Origin of the sequence: Lentisphaera marina, assembly GCF_028745505.1 — a bacterium.
GTDB lineage: Bacteria > Verrucomicrobiota > Lentisphaeria > Lentisphaerales > Lentisphaeraceae > Lentisphaera > Lentisphaera marina.
In genome coordinates this window covers 760,216-784,212 of sequence record NZ_JAQZZL010000002.1, presented here as the reverse complement: position 1 = coordinate 784,212, position 23,997 = coordinate 760,216, and the positions used below count along the sequence as shown (strand labels likewise).

The 23,997-nt window shown below is 39.0% G+C and carries 17 protein-coding genes; 12 read left to right on the top strand and 5 right to left on the bottom strand.

What is annotated here, in order from left to right; all coding sequences use genetic code 11:
• Nucleotides 1–126: 126 nt before the first annotated feature.
• Nucleotides 127–918, top strand: coding sequence for a type II secretion system protein (locus PQO01_RS14410; RefSeq protein ID WP_274314787.1), 792 nt, complete (start codon nt 127–129; stop codon nt 916–918).
• A gap of 40 nt (nt 919–958) precedes the next feature.
• Nucleotides 959–2,455: a sulfatase gene (locus PQO01_RS14405; protein WP_274314786.1), complete on the top strand. Its 1,497-nt coding sequence runs from the start codon at nt 959–961 to the stop codon at nt 2,453–2,455.
• 195 nt (nt 2,456–2,650) lie between these two features.
• Here PQO01_RS14405 and ltrA read toward each other — a convergent pair whose 3' ends face one another.
• Nucleotides 2,651–3,997: a group II intron reverse transcriptase/maturase gene (ltrA, locus tag PQO01_RS14400; protein WP_274312433.1), complete on the bottom strand. Its 1,347-nt coding sequence runs from the start codon at nt 3,995–3,997 to the stop codon at nt 2,651–2,653.
• Between the two features lie 754 nt (nt 3,998–4,751).
• Between ltrA and PQO01_RS14395 the strand changes: the two genes are divergently transcribed.
• Complete coding sequence (locus tag PQO01_RS14395) at nt 4,752–5,666, top strand: GTP-binding protein (RefSeq protein ID WP_274314785.1); 915 nt, start codon at nt 4,752–4,754, stop codon at nt 5,664–5,666.
• Nucleotides 5,667–5,983: 317 nt separating this feature from the next.
• Here the strand turns inward: PQO01_RS14395 and PQO01_RS14390 are convergent, their stop codons facing one another.
• Together PQO01_RS14390 and PQO01_RS14385 are read right to left on the bottom strand one after the other, a co-directional pair.
• A complete protein-coding gene (locus PQO01_RS14390) occupies nt 5,984–7,243 on the bottom strand; it encodes an IS110 family transposase (protein WP_274313421.1) in 1,260 nt (419 codons plus the stop codon).
• A 513-nt stretch (nt 7,244–7,756) separates the two neighbouring features.
• Entirely contained in the window at nt 7,757–9,094 is a 1,338-nt protein-coding gene (locus PQO01_RS14385; protein WP_274312506.1) for an IS1182 family transposase, read from the bottom strand.
• Between the two features lie 409 nt (nt 9,095–9,503).
• Between PQO01_RS14385 and PQO01_RS14380 the strand changes: the two genes are divergently transcribed.
• The 7 genes from PQO01_RS14380 to PQO01_RS14350 all read left to right on the top strand — a co-directional run bounded on the left by PQO01_RS14380 (nt 9,504) and on the right by PQO01_RS14350 (nt 19,039).
• Nucleotides 9,504–10,823 carry an IS1380 family transposase gene (locus PQO01_RS14380; RefSeq protein WP_274311999.1) on the top strand — a complete coding sequence of 440 codons (1,320 nt, stop codon included), beginning with the start codon at nt 9,504–9,506 and terminating at the stop codon, nt 10,821–10,823.
• Nucleotides 10,824–11,291: 468 nt separating this feature from the next.
• Nucleotides 11,292–11,561 (top strand): transposase, encoded by a 270-nt coding sequence (locus PQO01_RS14375; protein ID WP_274314784.1) that lies wholly within the window; start codon nt 11,292–11,294, stop codon nt 11,559–11,561.
• 14 nt (nt 11,562–11,575) lie between these two features.
• Nucleotides 11,576–12,319 carry an IS3 family transposase gene (locus PQO01_RS14370; RefSeq protein WP_274314783.1) on the top strand — a complete coding sequence of 248 codons (744 nt, stop codon included), beginning with the start codon at nt 11,576–11,578 and terminating at the stop codon, nt 12,317–12,319.
• Between the two features lie 456 nt (nt 12,320–12,775).
• Nucleotides 12,776–15,667: a tetratricopeptide repeat protein gene (locus PQO01_RS14365; protein ID WP_274314782.1), complete on the top strand. Its 2,892-nt coding sequence runs from the start codon at nt 12,776–12,778 to the stop codon at nt 15,665–15,667.
• Nucleotides 15,668–17,314 (top strand): exosortase C-terminal domain/associated protein EpsI, encoded by a 1,647-nt coding sequence (locus PQO01_RS14360; RefSeq protein WP_274314781.1) that lies wholly within the window; start codon nt 15,668–15,670, stop codon nt 17,312–17,314.
• Nucleotides 17,311–18,192, top strand: a complete 882-nt coding sequence (locus PQO01_RS14355; protein WP_274314780.1) for a DUF4114 domain-containing protein — start codon at nt 17,311–17,313, stop codon at nt 18,190–18,192. Before PQO01_RS14360 ends, PQO01_RS14355 begins: the two co-directional genes overlap by 4 nt.
• Nucleotides 18,193–18,208: 16 nt before the next feature.
• A complete protein-coding gene (locus tag PQO01_RS14350; protein ID WP_274314779.1) occupies nt 18,209–19,039 on the top strand; it encodes a DUF4114 domain-containing protein in 831 nt (276 codons plus the stop codon).
• A gap of 197 nt (nt 19,040–19,236) precedes the next feature.
• Here PQO01_RS14350 and PQO01_RS14345 read toward each other — a convergent pair whose 3' ends face one another.
• Complete coding sequence (locus PQO01_RS14345) at nt 19,237–19,629, bottom strand: hypothetical protein (RefSeq protein ID WP_274314778.1); 393 nt, start codon at nt 19,627–19,629, stop codon at nt 19,237–19,239.
• A 266-nt stretch (nt 19,630–19,895) separates the two neighbouring features.
• Between PQO01_RS14345 and PQO01_RS14340 the strand changes: the two genes are divergently transcribed.
• Nucleotides 19,896–20,990, top strand: a complete 1,095-nt coding sequence (locus tag PQO01_RS14340; protein WP_274314777.1) for an FAD-binding domain-containing protein — start codon at nt 19,896–19,898, stop codon at nt 20,988–20,990.
• Nucleotides 20,974–22,422 carry a cryptochrome/deoxyribodipyrimidine photo-lyase family protein gene (locus tag PQO01_RS14335; protein WP_274314776.1) on the top strand — a complete coding sequence of 483 codons (1,449 nt, stop codon included), beginning with the start codon at nt 20,974–20,976 and terminating at the stop codon, nt 22,420–22,422. Before PQO01_RS14340 ends, PQO01_RS14335 begins: the two co-directional genes overlap by 17 nt.
• Before the next feature lie 1,119 nt (nt 22,423–23,541).
• On the opposite strand, the gene PQO01_RS14330 is transcribed toward PQO01_RS14335, so the two are convergent.
• Nucleotides 23,542–23,676 (bottom strand): hypothetical protein, encoded by a 135-nt coding sequence (locus PQO01_RS14330; RefSeq protein ID WP_274314775.1) that lies wholly within the window; start codon nt 23,674–23,676, stop codon nt 23,542–23,544.
• Between the last annotated feature and the right edge of the window lie 321 nt (nt 23,677–23,997).

Sequence of the window (23,997 nt, the reverse complement as noted above, 5' to 3'; positions counted from 1 at the left end):
AAATTGGTTGACATAGTGATTTTTTCGTGTTATAAATATTAAAAATAAGAAATATTCGGCATCAGACTCTTTGGATTTGTTTTTCTTAAGGAGAGCCACTTAATTTAAAAAATGGAATTGAGCATAATGATAAAAAATAGAACCCGCTTAAAGTTCACTCTCATCGAGTTGCTCGTGGTTATTGCCATAATTGGCATACTGGCATCTCTTCTTCTACCTACATTAGGTAAAGCTCGTCAAAAAAGTCGAGCGTCTATTTGCATCAACAATCTCAAAACATTGAATACAATGTACCTACTCTACGCAGATGATAACACAGGACACTTTCCTGCAGCGACAGATACGACTGTAGGTAATACTGATAGAAAAATCCTAAGCTATGGCAATAGTCAGCTCAGTGCGCCCTACCGATATGAAGATATTGGAAATCGCTTATCTTTTTTTAACTGCCCTGAAGAAGACAAATATTATGAAGGTATTGCGGCAAACACAAGTAACATTCGTCGTTCATATTCATTTATGAGAGCCAAGGACCCATCCTTAGGCAACAATACTTGGGAGCGCGGAGTCACATTAAATGGTTGGGCTGTTGAAAATAATAATGAAACACCATGGTCGATGAGGTTTTCTGAAGTTAATAGCCCTAACTCAGCTATCTACAAAGTGGAGATCGACCCTGACAATTTAACAGGAAACTCGACTGTAGGACTCAATAGTCTTCATTATGCTACTTTAGATAACATTAGAGATAGCTTACTTGGGACACCAAAAAAACATACAAAAACTTACGCCACAAACTACTTGTTTGTAGATGGCCACATTGAGTTGAGAAACCTCATTTCCCTCGCCGGGAACTCCGGACTAGACATGTGGAGCACAGGCGTCACTCAGAATACTCTTTTTGACTGCCAAGACTAAGATACATTCAAACAAGCTAAAATTAAAACATAGGATAATTATGCATAAACTTAAACTTCTTGCATCCCTACTACTTACATTCATAACTTTTAACTCCTTTGCGGAAGGAGCAGAAAAACCCAACATCCTCATGCTTTGTGTTGACGATATGAATGACTGGGTGGGATTTCTGGATGGTCACCCCCAGGCACTCACCCCAAACATGGACAAGCTAGCTGCTAATGGCGTAAACTTCACTAACGCACACTGCACTTCGCCGGGATGTTCTCCGAGTAGGAATGCCCTCATGTTTGGCATAGAGCCCCACAACTCAGGTCTCTACCCTTTCTACGATATAGTTGAAATTACCACAGGTGAACTCGACCGTCTCACTCCCATGCCACTGCATTTCAAAAATAATGGCTATGAAACCGTGGGTATCACCAAAGTGTACCACAACCCTGACAACGCCTACATGCAGGATGTTCAATGGGACGACTACAAATCCTTTGGTGACTCAAAACTAAAACTCATCAAGGATTACGGCTATTACCCCGAACCCTACCAAAAGCGTCTTGTAGCCTGCCCTGCGGAAAACCCCAAGGAAGATTTTCGCGACTTCAAAACTGCGAAGTACGCAAAGAAATTCCTTGAGAAAAAGCATTACAAGCCCTTTTTCCTTTCAGTAGGTTTTATTCTTCCTCACACGCCCTTTATCACTCCAAAAGAAAACTACGACCGCTTTAACTTCCCCATTCAGCCCCCAAAAATCAAGGCTAATGATCTGACAGATATCCCCATTGCCGGTCAAAGTAATGCCCAACTCTATGTCGAAATTCCTATGGCTCGTGACAATGCCTGGGAAAAAGTTCGACGCGGTTATTTAGCCAGCATTAACTTTACTGACGATAATGTCGGAATGGTCATGAATGCCCTCGAGAAAAGTGAGTACGCAGATAACACCATCGTTATCCTGTGGTCTGATCACGGCTTCCACCTGGGTGAAAAGCGCTCTTTTAGTAAATTTTCTCTCTGGGAAGAAGCTACACGCACTCCCTTTATCATTTGGGATAGACGCCGCAAAGGCAATGGCCAGAAATGTCATGAGCCAGTAGGACTCATCAATGTTTACAAAACCCTCTGCGACTTAGCAGGAATCGGCACACCATCCTACGTTGACGGCATTAGCCTTCGTCCCTGGCTCGATAATCCATCCAAGGAAAAAATATCTCCGGCTATGACTACCTGGGGCCGTGGTAACTACACCCTGAGAACAAAAAAGTGGCGCTACACTCGTTATTTCGACGGCACTGAAGAGCTCTACAATAAAACTCAGGACAGCAATGAATGGACCAACCTCGCTGACAACCCAGAGTACGCTTCGCTCAAAAAAGAGTTTGCCGATAAATGGCTTCCGAAAAAAGAAGCTCCGCAAATCAAAACCGGTATCAAACTCTACAACGTAGCCGATGCCGACCGTCCCGAGCGCGTTATCCAAAGCTATAAAAAACACTACAAAACCTTCCAAAGTGAAGGGCTTCAGCCACCTTTGGATTAAGGTGTCACTCCGCTCAAGGTGGCGCCTAGCGGCTCAAGGTAGCGTTCACGTTGCTCACTTAGGTATCGGACTGCGTCCTCAAGGTGGCGCTTCGCTCAAAGTGGAAAGTCCCTGGATAAGGGTAGGGAAAGCTCCTTGCGGAGCCTCCCCTCCTTCCGAACCGTACGTGCGGATCTCCCGCATACGGCTCTCCGGTCAATGCTTACTCCGAAGAGACTGAGATTCCAGTAACCAGGCCTCTTCCAGTGAAAAGAACCCTAGTTCTACAAAGTATTTCTTGGTATATTTCTTGTTATCGATAATCCGATGAGTACCTCTCTTACGGTTGTACTTAGCGATGATACTGCGCAACCTTCTTCGAAAGAAAGCATCAACTTCGAGCATGGTCCAACGATTGGAATGCTTGAAGTACTCATACCAACCTTTGAGACTAGGCCTGAGGGCTTTAATAATTTCTTCTATGGATTGCCAATGACAACGCCTCGTACGCTTGCGTATAGTATCCTTAATTTTAGCCATACTCTGTTTTCGGGGCCACCTATTTATTCTGCCCGTCCTTTTCGAACGCTCAAAGTGATAACCTAGAAATTCAAAGTACTCATCTTGCTGATTCATGTCGGCAATTCGGGTTTTATCGGGGTGAAGATTCAGACCATGGGCCTTCATCCAACGCTTTATCTTGCGCAAGCCCCGTTTAGCCGATTTTGCATTATCGCACATCACCAGAAAGTCATCCGCATACCTCACTATTTCAAAACCAGCGTCTCTCATCCTATGGTCGAATTCATCGAGATAAATATTGGCGAGCAGTGGGCTAATTACGCCTCCTTGCGGAGTCCCTTTCTCGGGTTCCCACTCCTTGATTCCGTCGAATATCCCCGCTTTGAGGAAAGCTTCTATAAGGTCAAGGACCTTGCCATCACTTATTTTCTCTTTGACTCGTGCCATGAGTTTGTCGTGCGGTATCATATCAAAGTAACTTTGAATGTCCGCATCAACGACATAGAGCTGTCCTTGCGTAAGTAGATGATGAACCCGCCTAAGCGCGTCTTTACATCCCCGTTGCGGACGAAAACCAAAACTCTGTGCAGAAAATTCCGCATCATATATCGGTTCAATAACATTCTTGAGCGCAGTCTGAACAACTCTATCTCGCACGGTTGGTATTCCCAATGCACGCGTTTTACCGTCGGCTTTTGGGATCTCTACCCTGCGAACGCATTGCGGAAGGTAAGTCCCCGCCTGTAATTGCTTCATCAATTGTTCAGTATTGTGCTCTAACTCTGATTCATAACGATCCAAGCTCACCATATCCACCCCGTGACTCCCGCCGTTTGCACGAACAGATTCCCAGGCTTCTACAAGGTTCACTTCTCGCGCTACTTTATCTATTAAGCTATACCATTTCCTACCTTCAACTCTTGTTTCAAGAGTTCCCAGCATCTGATCTGTCCAGACTGAAGTTGAGGCCCACGCACGAATCTCTTCGGTGCGCCCTAACTGCTCCCATGAATGTTTAGTCGTCTCTGACAATTGTTTCATTCCTTCATTCTTTTCTTCTCAGTTTCATCTTCCTACTCTCCTTCGCTCTGACGGCTTTCACCGCCTTCTTTACTACTATGAGAGCTCTGACTTCTGCATGCCTTATTGCACTGCACATGCAGATCTCCCTGATTAACGTCACACAACCTTCACGGCATTCCGTCTCCAACCACCCTATAGACTTCCTCTACTGCTTTGCTACTCGCTGATATTCAGCATAGAGGATTTTCAGAACTACCTTTTTTTTTTTCTTTCTGTTCCAAGCTTCGCCAAGCGCACGCAGGCTCGCCAGTACTATAAAGCCGAATCGAGTTCGTCATCCTACGGACTGCTGTTTCGTCTTGCCTTGCTCTCCACCCCGCCTCACGACAACGCAGTTAGGTTCGACTACAACATAATCAGCCTTTGTTGATGAGGACTTTCACCTCATTGATTGTGTGCGCTCTCAGGCGCACGAGCACAGGCGTCCCGCCTGCTTAATTCTTAGCCCAAATTAAAAATTAAAAATTTTAGTATCTCAGACGAGCTTACCTTTTTATAGGAATCCGACTTTCTTGAATACTCGAAAGCCCTGCATGAATCTCATTAAGGTCGTCATGGTTTTTCTACTCAAAGCACAAAACTTGTTACATTACCAAGAAATTCATTTTAGTTTATAAAAAATTGATTTAAATTGTCCGCCAGTTAAGCTAGCTCATCTTTATGCGGGCGGTGTGAAAAATTAAGATTATAAAACTAAAGATAGTTTGGGAAAATGGAATCTATTGTAGCTATTGTTGGCTTTCTTGGGGCCGGGAAAACAACTTTACTTAAGCACCTTACTATGAGCTATAGTAAAGCAGGTTGGAATCCATTTATTATTCTAAATGATTACGAAAATGCCTTTGTTGACCTTCAGCAGTTTAGCGGTCAAATTGAGCCTCAGTGGATTCGAGCCCTTAATGGTAGTTGCGTATGCTGCAGTGGTATTAATGAATTGAGAGAATTTGTAAATTGCATTCCAGCTCGCGACCAAGGCATTACACTTATTGAAGCTAATGGAACTTCTGATGCCTGTGCCTTGATGGGTTTTCTTGGAGTTGGGATTGCAGAACGCTTCCTCCCACCTGTTCAACTCTCGGTGGTGGATGTCAAAAACTGGCAGCTTAGAGGAGAACATAATGAACTTGAAGCTAACCAGGTACAGGTCTCTTCTCTTATTGTACTTACACACATGGATGAAGCTTCTGAGGATAGATGCGAGGAGGTTATTAATCAAGTCAATAAGCTTAATCCGACTGCAAAGATTCTTTCACTAAATGAGTTGGATATTTCACTTTTGCCTCAACTTATGCCATCACATAATGAGGCCCAAAAGCTTGATCACAAAAAAGCTCACTGGGCGTCATGCTCGTCAGATCTTCCAGACCTTCCTGATAAAGAATGTGTTGAAGATATTTGTAATGCCCTGCCGAATAGTATTCTCCGCGTCAAAGGTTGTTGTAAAATAGCTCAGCAATATATCAATTTTGAGCGTTGCCCTGATGGTACTGTTTATATCAAGCCCTCAACTAGTAAACCTCTAACCGGCCCAAAACTTTTAACGGTTGGGCCAGGCAGTAAACCTGAACTTCTCAAATCAGTCATTACAACTAGTCTCGAAAAAGCTAAGTTTCGTACCGTAAAGTGAAGCTTTATTTTAGTAAATAGGTATTAATAGTCATATTTTAGAACCCAGAGATTAGTCAGCTAATTGGTGTGATTTAAGAATTAAAATCTGGCTAAGACTGATTAGCTTCTACTTTTAGTGGCTCAGTCATGTTTTTGAGCGATGTCATCGATTTGCTTTTTAAGCTGATTTGTCTTTTCAAGCTTGCTCTTGTCTTTAATTCAAAATTGAGAATTTAAAATTAAACATTGCACTACCACCTGCTTCCTGCTTCCTGCTTCCTCAGCGCAAGCACTTCCCTGGGCTTTTCTGAGTGCACTTACAACTAGAATTCGAGATTAATTAACGAATTTCTGAAACCATGCTGGTCGCCTCTGCTCCAATACTTCTAGATAGGTCTTTTCATTATATGGAGTTCTCGTTTTCCAACAACTGTACATGATACGAATCCATTTGTACGCCAAAGCTCTAAGTATTGTGAAGTGAGGTATGTTTAGAGCTTTCTTATGATAATAAAATTCATGTGCCCATATTGATGACCTTATGGAATTATTGGCAAACTCAACAAAACTAAGTTGAGTGAACCTGTCGCATAAAAAACGTCTTCGGACAATATTCATTTTCCCACTCTGAATTGTCACAGGAGCTATTTCACTGATTTTAAGAGCCTCATTTACAGACTGAAATTTTTCTCGATCGTTTCCAAAGAAGGCCATAAGACGTGGTCCGATACTAGGACCTGCTCCTGGAAATGATTGGAATATTTCATGATCTTCATTTTCCCTATAAGCTTGCTCAATTTTTTCGTCATAAGCTTTAATAACCTTATTTAAACTCCGGATTCTGTGGCAGAATTGTTGTATCTCAAATATGTAGTAATCCACCTCATCTTCATCATTAACAACAATAACAGAAGCGCGTAATATTTGAACCCTCACTTTTGTTTTTGTATGGCTTGTACTGCGTTTGTTAAAGAATTTAGTAATGCCGATTTGATGAGCATTAATGATATCCTGCGGGCTTGGATATTTATCCAAAAAATCTAGAAACATGTCTGCATATAAATGATTCCCCACGACTTTGAGTGCATTTGGATAATAGATCTTCAACAATGCAGTGAGTTGATTAGTTAAACGAGTTCTATCATTTACTAAATCACGCCTTTTTGTATTCAGTCGCTTCAGTTTTCCTTTTGAAAAAGATTCGTCTACTCTTTTAACTTTATCAGGGTGTTTTAAGTATAGTTCAAGTAATGATTTGGTATCTGCTCGGTCACTTTTCGCGCCACTAAGATGGAATGTTTTAGCAAACTTCGAAGAAGTGGTCGGGTGAACTGTATAGACATCAAATTCACTAATGGATATCAATAAATTCATCAGTGCAGATTGGCAGCTTTCGATGACAACCGCGATGGGATCATTAACAGATTCAAGTATGAGTTCATTAAAGAATTTTTTGAGCGTAAGTAAATCACTACTGATAACTTTACATTCTTCTTCACAATCCCGAAGGATTCGTAGATCATGCTTTTGATCAGCCCAGTCAATCGCAATAATAACTGAGTATTCAGATGGCTTTTTAGTTCTTGTATAATACATTTTTACTCCTTAGGAATATATAGATTTAAAAGTCAGCGTGCGAAATTCCTATAGCATTCGTGGTGGAAGCTTTCTGAGTATTCGTCTTGCTGATAATCATTCCCGGTCGAAGTGCCCAGAAAGTCTTTCAAAGACAGGAGCGCCAATTCGTACCGAGAATAATTAAATTTATATGTTCCTTTTTTAATTCTAAAATTTCTCCCCCAGACCCCCTCATTATATTTATCTATTTAATTACTTGGACTACTATAGGAGCGCAGGCGTCCCGCCTGCTTAATTCTTAACCCACATTAAAAATTCAAAATTGAGAATTTAAAATTAAAAATTGCAACTCTGTTGCTCAGACTGTTGATAAACCCCCGTTTTTGTAACAGGGGTTTTCTTTTTGTACAGAAAAGCAAATATTTTATAATTTCAACAAAAGGTTCTTACAGTATGTAGAAATGTCTTGCAGGAGCTTGTTGGTGTTTTCTTGAGTGAAATTCTGCGTTCATCAAGAAATGCAGTGCTCCTTTACGAAGCGATAGCAATTTTCTTCATATTTTGGCATGCGGCGGCTAAAAGACACTGCTCTTGAACCTTTTTAATTCCACGCAATTTCGCATAACGGTGACCGTGTAATTGCTTTGAGTCAGCGAAACTCCTCTCCACGGTTTCCTGCCTTCGTTTATATAGGATTTTACCTTCTGGTGTGAGTCGGTTTTTCTTGATGCACTCTTTTTGATCCTCCCAGATATGTCGTGTGACGATCTTTGTGTGATTCGCACTTTTTGTACACTGGCTTCGCAATGAGCAGTTGGTGCAGGTTTTAGGGTTTGAAGCATATTCGCGGAAGCCTTCGCGAGTGGTTGTTCGATAAGGAAGTACCTGCTCTGCCGGGCAGGTATAGCTATTGTCTGTAGAGTTGTAAATGAACTGACTTTTCCGGAAATAACCTTTAATATGGTTCGGGCGTCGATAGCTTATCACACCGAAAATATCTCGATCCACAAGTCCTTTGCAGATTCCCGCGGTGAAATAACCGGCATCTAAACCAACAGCTTCGACATTAAAATTAAACCGTTCAAGTTGGTGATCCAAGCGCTTGAGATACGGGATACTGTCGTGAACATTTCCCGCGGTGACAAAACTGTCAGTGATAATATTAAACTTCCCATCGACAGTCCTGTGATCTAGATAGAAAAAGCCTTTGGGTTTACCATCCCTGACCATATAACCACTGTCTGGATCAGTGGTGCTGATCTTCGTTTCTTTAATCACCGGGCTACTATCTTTTTTTTTGAGAGGCTTCTTATCATTTTGAGCTCGATCTTTCGCGATATCTTTATTGAGAACATCTAAATAATCTCGAGTCGACTTCTCAACGTCTTGCTTATCAAATTTATTCTTATTGGCATTAGCCTTTAAGTGAGTAGAGTCGGTATAAAGGTGCTTTCCATCGACAAGCTTACGCTCCATAGCTAAGAGAACGATCTCATCGAATATTTCTTGATAAACATTGCTCTCTTGAAAACGACGGCGACGGTTTTGGCTGATGGTTGAGTGGTGCGGAATTTTATCCTGTAAGTTATAACCAAGAAACCAGCGATAAGCCATATTCATTTCTATCTCACGAATGAGTTGACGCTCGCTGCGAATACCAAATAGATATCCAATAAAAAGCATCTTAAAAAGAACGACTGGATCAACGCCGGGACGACCATTTGTTGGGCAATAGAGGTGTGCCACCTTGTGGTGAATGAATTCAAAATCGACAATGGAGTCGATCTTCCGCAAAAGGTGGTCTTGCGGAACTAATTGCTCAAGGCAAACGAATTCAAACTCGGACTGTTTTGACTGTTTTTTAATCATTAGTCAATATAATTTAACCAATAAAAAAGTCCTCCACACGGGAGGACTTTGTCAACAGTCTGTGCAACTCTGTTGCTTCATCTTTCTCATCTGATCGATCTGTGCTTTATATGACTCAACTACTGATCCAACAATTCAAAATTGTGCTGCTTCAGCGGAAATTAGACAGTTAGGCATTTTTTCTTAGCTGAGATTTGTTACATTACTGGCTTATGAAGCTTCTGCAAAGAACTCTAACCTACGAATTTTTGCCTCAGCGAGTTTTCTTTTTCTTTCTTGAATAATACTCACATCTTTACCAATAACCTGAATCCGTGAGCTGATCTTAAAAAACAGCTTAAAAACAAGAAAACCTGTTGGTTTATAGTAATTTAAGTTACGACACCAAAATCACCCAACAGGTTTTCTCATGAATAAAGCATTTAAACTCGACACAGGCAATGATTCCCTTCACAGTATTGGCGGAATATTTTTAGGTGGCCAAGTCCTTCAACAAAGTGAAATTGACGATGAGTTCAATACAGATCACAAGGCCAATCATATCTTTCAAGATCTAGATATTTTCAAATCACAGGTGGGGTTACTGATTCAGGGGCGTGAACGCTTCACAGATATTAGTCAGTTTCGTGAAAACGAAGTCTTTATGAAATCACTTGGATTAAACAAAGTTCCATCCGAGGAACGTTTGCGTCAACGACTAGAAATCATGTCTTCTGAGCATGAAGTGCATTTAAAATCAGCGAATACAAACCTGCTCAAAAAACAGTGTATAGGTAATATATCAAAAGGGGGGATGAATTTTATTCCACTCGATATGGATGTATCACCCATGGATAACTCCGGTAGCCATAAAGAAAATGTGAGTTGGACATATAAAAATCATGACGGATTTTCTCCCATGTTTGCCTACCTTGGAACTGAGGGCTTTATGCTAAATAATGAGCTGCGTCCAGGTTCACAGCATGCACAAAAAGGGATGCCAGAGTTCTTAGATGACAGCTTTACTATGATCAAAAAATTAAAGCTTAAGCACCCCGTACTACTTCGTTTAGATTCCGCTCACGATGCTGAGGTTAATTTCGGACACCTTCCTGATGATCAATATTTTCTGATTAAACGGAACCTTAGAAAGGAATCTAAAGAACAGTGGCTATCCAACGCACGGCGTTTAGGGCGACAGCTTAAATCTCGAGATGGTAAGAGTGTCTTTGTCGGTGAACTCCATCACAAACATCCTGGAAACAATGAAGAACATAAAGTGGTTCCTGTTATTTTTAAAGTTACGGAACGACTCGAAGATCAAGATGGCAATCGACTTTTGATGCCAGAAATCGAAGTGGAGACCTATTGGACGAATTTACCTTTAGAAGCCGAGGATGTGATCGAACTTTATCACGATCATGGAACCAGTGAGCAGTTCCATAGCGAATTGAAGAGCGATATGAATGTAGAGCGTTTACCCTCAGGGAAATTTAAAGCGAATCAATTCTTTTTGCACTGCGCTATGCTCGCTTTTAATGTGCTCAGAGTCATTGGTAATCACCTTATCCATAATAAATCCTTGGCTCCAATTAAAATCAAAGCCCAACGACGCCGCCTACGGTGCGTGATACGTGACTTGATTTTAACCGCTTGTAAACACGTAAAGCACGCAGGAGATGAAACTCTCAAGTTTGGTCGACATAGCCCTTGGTTTAAGCTGTATCAAAAAATATCATTTAGCCTTTAATCCACTAATAAGAAGTTTATTGCAAAGCTCTTTTATTGAGTTTTGTGCTTTACTCTGTCCAAGTTGGGTGAATTGCCTTAGAAATTGCTATATTTACTATCCTTAGACACCTGATCACGAGCGATAGGCTTAAGAAATAAGGACATCTCACAATCTGGGATAAAAACGATCTAAGAATTACTCGACCAAACCATTATCTCATGAATCTCAAAACCTGATCACGGATTCAGGAATAAGTTTATCGCTTGGAGTAATGAAGCCAGTAATGTAACAAATCTCAGCTAAGAAAAAATGCCTAACTGTCTAATTTCCGCTGAAGCAGCACAGTTCAAAGTCCTGCTAACCATGAAGTTTAGTCCGAAATTTCCAAGCTGGGTATCGCAATACGGGCGGATAAAAGAGCCCAGATATAGTGCTCCCATTTAAGAAGTCGTGTAAATTAGATAGTATATAAACACGGAGTATCACATGAAACGACGCCAATGGAAACCAGAAGAGAAACTTAAAATCGTTATGGAAGGGCTTAGAGCTGACTGCACTGTCAGCGAGCTTTGCAACCGCCACCAGATAACTCAAACGCAGTACTACCAGTGGAGAGACAAGCTTCTGTCTGATGGTTCAAAGGTATTTGCTCATGGTGGTGTAGATAAAACTGAAGAACGTTTAAAAAGTGAAGTAAATAAGCTTAAAACTATTATTGGTGATTTGACTGTGGAACTAAAAAAAAACGAATTCTGAAAAGGAAACGAACTTTGAGTGCTGCTAATCAGGATTTATTAGTGAAGATCAAAAAGATGAAGAATGAACACCCTTCCTGGGGTTATAGAAGAGTTTGGGCATATCTAAAATTTCGTAAAAATATTAATGTGAATAAGAAACGCATTCATAGAATCATGAAACTAGAAAACCTTTTAGTTCCGCCCAACCTTAAGCTTAAATCAAAGAGAACTCCTACTCGGAGCAAACCTAGGACCATTGAGCCTAATTCGATTTGGGGTACGGATATGACTAAAATTTTAATTCCAAACTCGGGCTGGGTGTACCTTCATGTTTTAATTGACTGGGGTAGCAAGAAAATCATTGGTCATTCATTGGAATCAACAAGTCGTACGGATGATTGGTTAAGTGCTCTCCATATGGGGATAAACAATCAATTTCCTAATGGGATTAAAGAAGCTAATCCTTATTTGCAATTGGTTTCAGACAATGGTTGTCAGCCTACTTCAAAACGTTTTATTTCAGAGTGTAAATCTCTAGGTATTCAGCAGATTTTCACTTCCTATAATAACCCTAAAGGAAATGCGGATACTGAAAGAGTTATCCGAACCATTAAGGAGGATTTAGTTTGGCCTCGAGAATGGAAGGACATTTATGAGCTGAAAGAAGAACTTACTAAATGGATTCAAAATTATAATGAGGACTTCCCTCATTCATCTTTGGGCTACATGACCCCATACGATTATGAAGCTTGGTTCAATGCGAGCCTAGTTGCATGATTACCTTAAAACAACAAGTTGCGACTCTTAACTCGCACTACGTAATGTTACCCCTTGAAAAAGGGGGGCATTACACAGATAGTACTTGATGCTTATAGGGGATACGGGATAATTTTGATTTTTAGTTTTGGGACGCTGTCCCCTTCCCTGCGAGGCTTGTCAGCCATCGACCGGCGGGGTGATGGGGCCCTCCGCGGGCGGATTAAAGAGCCCAGCTGAAGTTTGAAGATCCCAGGGGCTAATTCTATGCGCGGGGTGTGTTATCTAGGAGGTTAAAAGGTCGGAATTATGTTACATAAGTCAGACAAATAATATATGCATACCCACACAAAGCCAAATAAACTAAAATGATTTATTATATAAATCCAAGAAAATTAACACCTTACGCCTCATTAGACAACTCTAGAATTGGACATGCTTTATCGTTTTCATCTATAATCATAAAGATCTAGAACTATGCTGAAAAAATTATTGTTATTTGTCTCATTACTAGTAGTAAGCTCTGCTAGTTTTTATTTTATTCAAAAGAAATTTAGCCCAAAAGAGGTTAAGGTTTCACTCACTTATGAAGATCACATAAATAATTTTAATCGTTTTAAAGAATCGGGTCATTATCATCAAGCCTACAAGGCTATTGTAAAGGCGGTGTCACTGAAACCCAAAGATAAATCTTTACTGTGGGAAACGAGTTCAATTGCACAAACCCTATCAAAAAGAAGTGATAGTGTTGCCTATGCAGAAAAGGCCTGGGAAAACGGCCTGAAGAATAGAGAAGTTCTATTGAGAATCTATAGTCTAAATAAACTCAAGATTCAATCCAACTACGGGGAACAAGAAAGGCTAATTCAAATGGCCAATGAACTCGAAGATCCCGTGAAAAAAGTCTTAACTCACGGTGACTTACTCATTCAGTTTAAACAACTTGACAAAGCTTGGGATTTATGGGAATATTTTTTCAAAGATTTTCCAAATGCAAAAGTGGCACAAAGAATTGCCAATTGCTATATCATAAAAAATGACTACCAGGGCGCCATAGAGTTTTTAGCTCAATGTTATCGCAATGGAATCCTGGAAGAAAAAGGACTTGTAAGTTATTGCCGACTCTACATGATTGCAGGTCGTTATGATGCTGCAGAGTCTGTACTTGTGGAATCTAGAATGCGATACCCGCAATCAGCAAATGTTTTGATTGAGGGTGCCTATGCAAAATTTTTGATGAATCAGTATGACGAAAGTTTAAAAATTTTAAGTCAAATTGATACGCTGAATTTAGAGAATGATGATAATTTAATGATTAATCGTCGCCTACTTGCGGGCAATATTTATTTTGCCCAAAAGAATTTTATTGAGCTAGCGAGTTTGCTTGACAAGTTGAAGTCTGATGATCCTAGATTGGAAGGTGAAAGTTTACTTTATCAGATTTGTACAAAGCCCCAAATGGATTCAGCTTTGACGGAAGAAAAAATTAAGCGTCTTTTACCTAAGACAGCCTTGAGTCGCTTGTTATTAATTCAATATTATCATTCTAGGGCTGAAGATAAGAAGCTGATTGACTTAGCCAATGGCTTGAGTGATCCCGTGCTGAAGTCGAGTCCATTATTAACGTCACTTTGGGCAAGTTCATTAATCAAAGAGAGTCAGCACGTCCTTGCGGAACAAATAATCAAAAGACAATTTAGAAAGGGAGTATACAGCAAAGCTTTCTTCGATCAGCTAGCTTCTATATATGCGCTAAATAATAAGAATGATACCCTACTTCGACTTGCGGAACTTAAAGTTAAGTATTTTCCCAAAGATAAGAAATCTGTTAATGATTTAATGACTTTGTATCTCCAGAAAAAAGATTTTGAAAAAGCAGAAGAATTATTAAAGTTGCATGAGAGTCCATTTTTTACTCTACAGGAAATGAGTCTATATGAAGCTTTTATTCATCAAAGGCACGAGGTCATTTTAAAGGATTTGAAGGAAGGTAAACTAGGTAGTAAAAGAACTGAAAGTCTGAGTTTTTTATTGCTGCAAAATATTGAACTAAAAGATATAAATGAAGAGGCTAAACAATTCTGGGTCAAGCAGGGCACGAATGGTCTGAGTCTGGCCTATCGTTATTTGTACGAAGGTAATACTAATGAGGCTTATGAATTATTTGATCAACTTAAGCAGAATAAAGATTTTGAGGATGAGGCTAAGCTTGGTATTTGCCTAATTCATTTACATAAAAATGAACTTGCTTTAGCACGAAAGCACTATGAAGAATTATTGAATAAAGAGCTTGTTTCTGTTAATTTTGAGATCTTAAAAATCAACTTCGAACTCATCGATAAAAGAGGCAAAGAGGCACTAGCTTTAATTGCTCAACTACCACTTCACTACCGTTCTCATAAACAAATAACACTGCTAAATATAAAAGCATTAATGCTTGAGGGTAAATGGAAGCAAGCAATCATCCTCTTTGAACACCAAGCGGACCTATGTTCCATGCGAAGAGAAAAAATACTATTAGCCGAGTGTTATATTGGCTTGGGACAATACGAATTCGCTAATGAATATATTCAAGATCATGACCTGCTCGAAAATAGTTCTTCTTTAATCTGTTATTTTTCAGTTAAAGAGGCTTTGAAGAAGCAAGACCTAAATAAGGCGAAAAAGCTTTTGCTGGTGAATCAAGATATAGCTAAAGACACAAAAATGGTTCTCGCTGAGGTAGCGGTTCAACTATATGAAAAAAAATATGACTCCGTAGTCGAATCCTTGGATGAATACAAAACAAACAATGCTTCCGCATTTTACTATTGGGCTGAAGCTCAGATACACTTGGGGAATTTTGATTTACTTGAAAAGCAGTTTCATACGAGTAAAAAACATGCCAACGATATTCTTCGACTCGCCCTACTCTGTGAATCAACTGATTTATTTAGTGAGGCTGCCAAATTATATGAATTCCACCTACCATTCAGTAAACAAAAGGCTGAAATACACAATAATATTGCATGGAATTTATTTCTGGACGGCCAGTATGAAGCTGCTCTGATAAGTGCTAAAGAAGCACATGATCTATCTCCCTATGATTACAGAATACTGCATACTTATACATCTATTTTAAACGCCAATGAATTGTATGAAAAAACGGTAAAGATTTTGGCCCCTAAAAATTCGATTGATTTAGCTAATAAAGATCCAAAAACACTTTACAACTTAGCTGAAAGTTATCGCCATTTAAAACGCAATCAGGAAGCACTATTTAGCTATAGGGCTTGCCTAAAAAGTGTTCAAGAAGGCTTTGGGCAAGTGAGTTCTGAATCGATGCAAAAAATAGAGACTTATATAGCTCAAATCGAAGGGGTGCATTGAATGACTAGGAAGAAACAAGTTGTTGGTGCCTTGTCATCTGGTGCCTTAATGTATTTGCTACTAAGCATATGCGAGCCTATACTTAACTTTCCTCTCCGTCAATTCTCCAGTAATTTTTCTTATGCGTTCCTGCAATTATTCATTGAGGATATAAGCCTTAGTGGGACGATAATTAGCTCACATGGAATAAAGTTTGATGTAGTCCCTGCTTGCAGTGGCTCTTCCACTTTGAAGTACATCTTAACTTTTGGTACAATTTTATGCGTTATGTCGCGTAAAATTTGTTTAAAGAATTGCTTCTATTATTTACTCACTCTCGTATTAATGGCACTCTGCTTTAATTCCCTCAGAATTTCTACTCTAATTATCTTGGGAATTTATAATGATGCGCCCATTGAAGGTGCTTTACATAGTGTTGTGGGCTTGATCTGGTTTTTTGTTAGCATGATGAGCATTCACTTTTTTATGGGTCTCAAAGAGCTTAGTAGTAATGATACTCAAGAGAAAAAACAGGGCTTTAGAAAGGAACTTGTGATTGCACTGTGCTATTTGACGTTATTTTATCCTTTTTTCTCTGATACTCTTGATGCTTGGTTAGATTCACCTTTAGATAAATTTTCATGGGTATTCTTTATTTTGGCTCTCTATTTAGTAAGGCTTACGTCAAAAAACTTGACTTACAAATCCTCGTTCATCAATGGGGGGCTGATTGCTTTTAACCATGTTCAAGTCATGATTATTACGGCATTATTTTTTGATATGAACACCTTGTGGATGATGGCATTTTTATTCTTGCTATCCGCGTACTTAATCCAGTACAAAGGCTTAAAGAACCTTTACTTATTCATTCCTGCATTTGTTGTTTTATCTTGTGCTTTTCCTGCGAGTACTTATGTAATAGCGACCTACATGCCTTTGGGGTCTAGTTATCAGGTTGATCCATTAGTGATAAAATTATTAATCTCGGTATTGATGTTTGCTATTTATTATTCTATTCGACCTAAAGAAAAAGTGGATGTGCCTAGGTTTGAAGCTTTGAGTCGAATTAAACATTCTTACTTATTGATTGTCATTTACGCGGCTTTTAGTCTTGTTTTAACAAGTGAAAAATCTGAATTCAAACAAGCTTACCCCAGCTATGTCATTGGGCCATGGACGGGAGAGAAACGTGATGTCCCTGCTTATTTAATTAATTTTTTTGAGAATGGTAATGTTATCTGTCGAAATTATACATCAGGTAATAAAGATGTTCAGCTCATGGTCTCTGTCCACAGTAGTGAACGTCATAGTATGCATTCCCCAGAGTACTGCCTGAAAGGGGCTAATTGGGATATAGTTGACTCCGAAATTCGCCAGTTCCCAAAAGGACATCAAGTCAAGTTGGTGAGAGCTGAAAAAGGGAAAGAAAAGTATTATTACGCGTATTGGTTTTCTCAAAATGGAGAATTTTATACGGATATGCTCAAGGTTCTCAAAGAAGATATCAATTTACGCTTGCGTGGCCAACAGGGTCATTGGGTATTAAGCCGAGTTAAAGCCCAAGATAAAGAGCAAATAATCAACTTCTTAAAATATTTTATGGCAGAAAAATCAAATAATGAATTAGCACTCAACAAAACACTGATAGATAAAGGAGTTCAACAATGAGAAATGGAAAGAAATCACTAACTAAAGCTCTTTGTATAGTATTGATGTACTTTATACAAAACACCTATGCAGATGCTAGCCTATCCCCTTATCAAGCGAGTGAACGACCATTTGGGCTAGACATTGTTGGCGAAGTCTACATCGCTGCATCTGACGAGGCTTCAGTTGATTTTCAAAATAATTATCTCCCAGAAATCAATCAAATTGTTCAGAATAATCTAGGCGAGAGAATGAGTCTAAATAATGAGACTCTGGATAGTATTGCTCTAGACCCCAACAAATTAAATTTAAGCTATGATGCAGATCTAAGAGTGTATTTCGTTGGTGAGGGAGCTGGTTATCATAATACACTGGGTTTTAATACTGAAGCTGGAGGTATTCAAACTGGAAACCCACAATTAATTTTTCCCGACGCTAGCGTGAGCAGTGATTACCTTAATCCCGATAATCCGGTTAATAGGAATAACAATACTCCATTAGCTCAAGGTGATTTTGTTGAGCTAGGAACTTTTAGCGAAGGTACAGAACTGGACTTTTTCCTTATTGCTAATGGTGCCAATGGCGGTTCCTATGTTTATTCAACTGATGAGAGCGTAAATCCCGATGGTATTCAGCATGTAGTTAGCTTTGCAATAGAAAATTCTTCCTATTTATTTTTGGGTTTTGAAGATCTTTATAATGGTGGTGACAGGGATTACAATGATCTACTTTTTGCGGTAGATATCGGAACAATGAATGTGAATCAACTAATTGAGACTTCAGCTTTGGTCCCTGAGCCTGAGGAAGTCCTGCTGACAATAATATTCGCTCTCTGTCTTTTAAAATATTTGAAAGGCTCTCAACACATAAACAATAATAAACTACTCAATATTGAGTAATTTTGGAGAAGGAAAAATGAAAATAAAACACAAGCTAGGAATCTTAAGTTTATCCCTATGCTTCAACGCTTTCTTATATGCAGAAGGAAGTTTATCCCCATATCAATCGACTGACCGTCCCTTTGGTTTGGATATTGTTGGTGAAGTCTACACAGCAGCATCTGATGATGACTCAATTGATTTCCAAAACAATTATCTACCAGAAATACAGCAAATTGTCCAAAATAATTTAGCTTCTGGAGTTGCCTTGAGTACAGAAACCGTATCGAGTTTAGCTCTAGATTCTACGAAATTAGATTTAGCCTACGACTCTGATTTACGCGTTTATTTTGTTGGCGAAGGTGCTGGTTATCACAATACCCTTGGGTTCAACACTGAGGGGCCTGGAATTAGTGATGGCAACCCACAATTGATATTTCCCGACGCAAGTAGACGTTCTGGTTCCACTAGTGAAAACTACCCAGTGAATACCGGAGATTTTGTAGAGCTTGGTACCTTTAGTGCTGGGACCAGTCTTGATTTCTTTTTAATTGCTAATGGTGCCAATGGCGGATCCAATGTTTTCTCTACAGATACTGATGCAAATGGAGATGGTTTACAGCATGTTGTCAGTTTTGCGGTACAAGATTCGGCATATTTATTTTTGGGTTTTGAAGATATTTATGGTGGTGGCGACCGAGATTATGACGACCTTCTTTTTGCAGTGGACATTGGATTGGCTAATGTACAAGAGTTAATAGAAACATCGGCTTTAGTTCCTGAACCTGAAGAGTTTTTATTGATGATCATTGTTGGCCTATTCTGTTTAAAATATTTTAATAATCAGAATCGTTTATCTAAAGTTTAATAGGTACTCGAATACATGTTAATAATATTTTTCCCGCAATAGATCTCAGCAATTTTTAATTTTTAATGGTGAATTTTAAATTTTTAATTTGGGCTAAGAATTAAGGTGTTGTTTATCGGGAAATGCCAAGCTGTAGCTTGGCGTACCCAGGAGAACTCTTTGCTGAGATTACGCAACAGAGTTGCAATGTTTAATTTTTAATTAGGGCTTGGAACTTCGGAATCTTTTGTTTTTCTTGCTTGGATGAATGAATAAATTCCACAGATCAAAAGAATTGAGTTAAGAATAAAAAAAGTACCCTGGATTTGTACGGCAAGTAAGCGCTCAATCTCTTGTCCATTGAGCCAAGCAAGCATTTTACCAAATCCCTTGAAAGTCCCGCCTAGACTCACGAGTACGAGAAACATGATGCCGTGCAACATGTGTTTATTCAAACTTGGTTTTTTAATGGCAATTATTGAAAATATAAAGAATAAGATACCAAAAAAAGATGGGATAAGCGCAGTAACACTCGCTTTACCAGAAGCAAAGTAACCACCCACTCCCATTATTATGTAAATCAAAGAAAAAATTAAAGTTGTCTTAGCCATGGTTTCCGTCCTCTTAAAATAATTTGCTTTTGCTTAACCTGTCATGTGTTCCTCCAATATGAAGAATCCCATTACAATTATTTGAATGTTATATTCCACATGATTAGATAATCAAATTTCTTTAGAGCGCTATAATTCGACCCATTTTTATTTCATGAGTGTATGAGTTAAAACAAATCTCACAAAATGAACGTTTTGAATGTTTTTTGTTTGTTTTTAAGTATGAGTCAAACATACTTAAACTAAAAATTTAGTGAGACAAAAAAATGAATGAATTTACATATGCTTATGATGAGATTATAGATTTACTGGAGTCATATGATGTGAAAAATTACGCTCGGACGAGAAATTTTTTAGATGGTGATGTGTCCTACCTATCCCCCTACATTTCTCGTGGTGTTATTAGCACACGCAGTGTTTATGATTCTCTAATGAAGCGTTACAGCTTAGAAAAGGTAGAAAAGTTTGTGCAAGAGTTGGCTTGGCGAGATTATTGGCAGAGCCAATGGAATTATCATGGAACAAAGATAAATAGGGATTTAAACTTCAATCAAGAAGCGACTAAGCAGGATGGTATGCCGGCCAGTTTAATGGAGGCTCGCAGTAGTATTGGAGTCTTTAACGAGGCTATAAAAGATCTGTACAATGTAGGATACATGCACAATCATATGCGGATGTATGTAGCCATGAGTATCTGTAATATAGCTTCTTATCATTGGTATGAGCCTGCTCGATGGATGTATTATCATTTATTGGATGGTGATTGGGCTTCTAATGCTTTGAGTTGGCAGTGGGTAGCCGCTTGCTTAAATGGAAGAAAATATATTGCAAACCAAGAGAACATAAATAAGTATTGTCGAGTCGATGAAGGCGATAACTTTTTAGATAAAACTTATAGAGATTTAACGCGCTATGATGAGGTCGAAGAACTGCAGGAATTGAGTACGGTTGATTTGAAGTGGAAGCCAATATCTGGTGACAATCCTAATGCTCTTAAGCATGATGATAGCTTGATCTATAACTATTATAACTTGGATCCCAAGTGGCGCTCTGGGCAAGTGGCTAATCGGATCTTGCTCATTGAGCCCAAGGTATTTGAAGCTTATCCCGTTTCGGAAAGAGTGATGAGGTTTTTTATGAACTTGAGTAAAAATATTGATGATCTCATTATCTTTGTGGGTGATTTTGCCGAACTCAAAAAATTATGCCGTGGTGAGATTTATTATCGTCAGCATCCATTAAACAATTATGTTGGTGTGGAAGACAAACGCGAAAGCTTGTCCTCCCTAGAAGGAAATTATTCATCTTTCTTTAAATTCTGGAAACAATGTAAGAGACAGCTGCTTGAAGAAAGAAATTAACGTAGTTTGGCTAAAGAGAGACCTGCGCTTAAATGATCACGCTTGCTTAGCTGCAGCGGAATTGATGCAGGCCCCCTATTTATTGCTCTACTGTTTTGAGCCGGATTTGATACGAGCCCCAGATCTGTCTGATCGTCACCTCCACTTTATCAAAGTTTCGCTATTGGAAATGCAAGCCAAACTGAAGCCTTTCAATCGTCCTGTTTTCATAGTGAATTGCTCGGCTCTGGAGGCTTTTGAAAGAATTGCTTCAGAATACAAAATTAAAAATATCCTGGCTTATCAGGAACATGGTACGCAAAGAACTTGGCGTCGTGATCGCAGTATTTTAGATTTTTGCAAACGCCAAGGCCTTGATTTACTCGAGGCCGAAACTAGTGCTATAAAACGGGGTATTCAAAACCGAGATAACTGGGATAAAGCTTGGTTTTCTTGGCATCAGGAAAGCTTGATTGAAAATAGCTACAGCTCAAGTGATTTTGAATTTGATGAAGGTTTATTTAAGCCTATAGAAGATTTTTTTGAGCGCATAAAGGGAAATCCTAAAGAAATGCAGATCCCCGGAGAAGATGCGGCTCACCTCTATTTAAGCAATTTCTTGTCAGAGCGAGGGAAAAATTACCAAAAGCATATTTCTAAACCGGGCCTGAGCCGAAAGTATTGTGGTCGCATATCGCCCTACTTGGCATGGGGAAATATTAGTTCTAAACAAGTGTATCAAAAGGTGAAAGAATCCAAAGCTTATGAGTGTCACAAAAGGGCCTATAGTGCTTTTTTAACTCGAGTGAAATGGCGTAGTCATTTCATACAAAAATTTGAGGTGGAATGCTCTTATGAATTTTTATGCTTAAACCAAGCTTACGAATTAATGCGTACTGATTATAATGCAGAATTTATTCAGGCCTGGAAAAAAGGCCGCACGGGTTATCCCTTGGTTGATGCTTGTATGCGATGCCTCGAAAAAACCGGATGGATCAATTTTCGTATGCGAGCCATGCTGACGAGTTTTTTCTGCCATCATTTAGCACAAGATTGGCGGGATGGAGTCTACCATTTGGCTAAACTATTTTTGGATTATGAACCCGGCATTCATTTCACTCAATTTCAAATGCAGGCAGGAACCACTGGGATCAATACGGTGAGAATCTATAATCCCGTCAAGCAATCGATGGATCATGATCCCGATGGTGATTTTATTCGTCAATGGCTGCCTGAACTTGTGGAACTCAATAAAGAGGAAATTCATGAACCTTGGAAAATTGAGCCTATGGAAGTCCAAATGAAGGGGTATAAACTCTTTCAATCCTACCCCAAACCCATAATTGACTTAAAACTGACTTATCGTGCTGCTAGGGATCGCATCTGGGGTCTGCGAAAGAACCCTTTAGTTCAAGAGGAAAGAAAAAGAATTTTGAATACTCACACGCGTTGACTGATACTGAACTATAGATTTGCCAGGTGGAGTATCGTTCGCGAACTCACTGCAGGACGGCCTGCGGCCTAAAGATCGCTCATAACATTCGCTGGCAGATCGTTCGCCGGGCTCACGGCAGGACGGAACGGAGTTCCTGAGTTGACGCTGCGCTTAGTTTAGGGCTGATGCCTGAGTTGACGCTGCGCTGAGGAAAAGGGAAATAGGTGGCAGGTGCAATTTTTAAATTCTCAATTTTGAATTGGAACTAAGAACTAATCAATGAGGTAAATGTCTGTACGTCTAGGTACTAATATTATTGGGATTATGTTTTTTTCGATAATGTTTTATTGAAGCTTCGTATGAGCTTAACTTGACCATAAAAAATTAATAAAAGGCTGAAGCTCTCTAAAGATTTCAGTAATTTGCTTTGTGCATTATAACTAAGCTTAGCAATAAAATCACCTTTATAAATAAAAATTATTTTGAGAGAAATAAATAAGAACAACACACTGTAGGCTACCATCAAATACTTATTAAATTGATGTTTAGAGTTCTTTGAAAAATGATAAACCACAAGGATAATCATCGTCATCATTACGATCATGGCCACTGTTAAAATGTGATATTTGTAACTTCTTAATTCAAAAGTATTCAGTAAATAACCCGCGTAATCATTGACTAAAACTTGTATATCTAATTGTTTGTTGAGTCCTAAAAATAGCAGTAAGTAAATAGCTAATTTATGGCTAAATAAAGACTGCTTGGAATATAGCTTTTTAAGATTTTTATAGCTATAAATAGTTATAAAAAAGCAGGTGAAGTAGGCAAAGGTTATTAACCAGCTCCACATATCAGGGTCACCTACATCTAGCCTCCATTTAAAATTTATGGCTGTTAAAGTCACCTCCTCCATCAAAACATATCAACACGATTATTCTGACATTGACAATACCTACTTGATGGGTGAAAGAGTTTTTTTATAAAGCCTAAAATTGGATGGTAGCCAGAGTAGATCCATTGATCATTACATAAAGAACAATCTTTCGCTAAGATCGCTTTAGGCCTAGTTTTAACTTTGCTATCATCATTATTGATAAACACTACGCTTGTATGATCTAATTTCATTACTTCACCCCCTTAGAATGTTCTTGAACGAAGTAAGCCAAGCTTGAAAGCTAAATAAGAAATCTTGTTCATTACAGGATTTTTTTTATGTTTTTTGCTATCCATAACAAAGCTGGAACTTACAATCATTGTTTCACTTAATTTCATTTGTCTATCTCCTTATTATTAATTGAAAGGAGTAAAGAAGATCGCGTGCTAAACCACATAAAAAAATTCACAAACTATTTATAATAAGTATATTACGGATCTTTGTAGGAGTGAATTTATTCTCTTAATCAGATATAAATGTGAGAATCCATACCATTTCTAAACTTATGTATGGTATTGGTACACTCCCCCCTAGAAAACAGTATAGGGACGGAACTGAGTTTCTGATTTGACGCTGCGCTGAGCTAACAGGATACAAGTCGAAGGTGATGCCTGCTGGGACTCCCCAGTATTTTTAATTGTAACGATGAATTTTTAGTT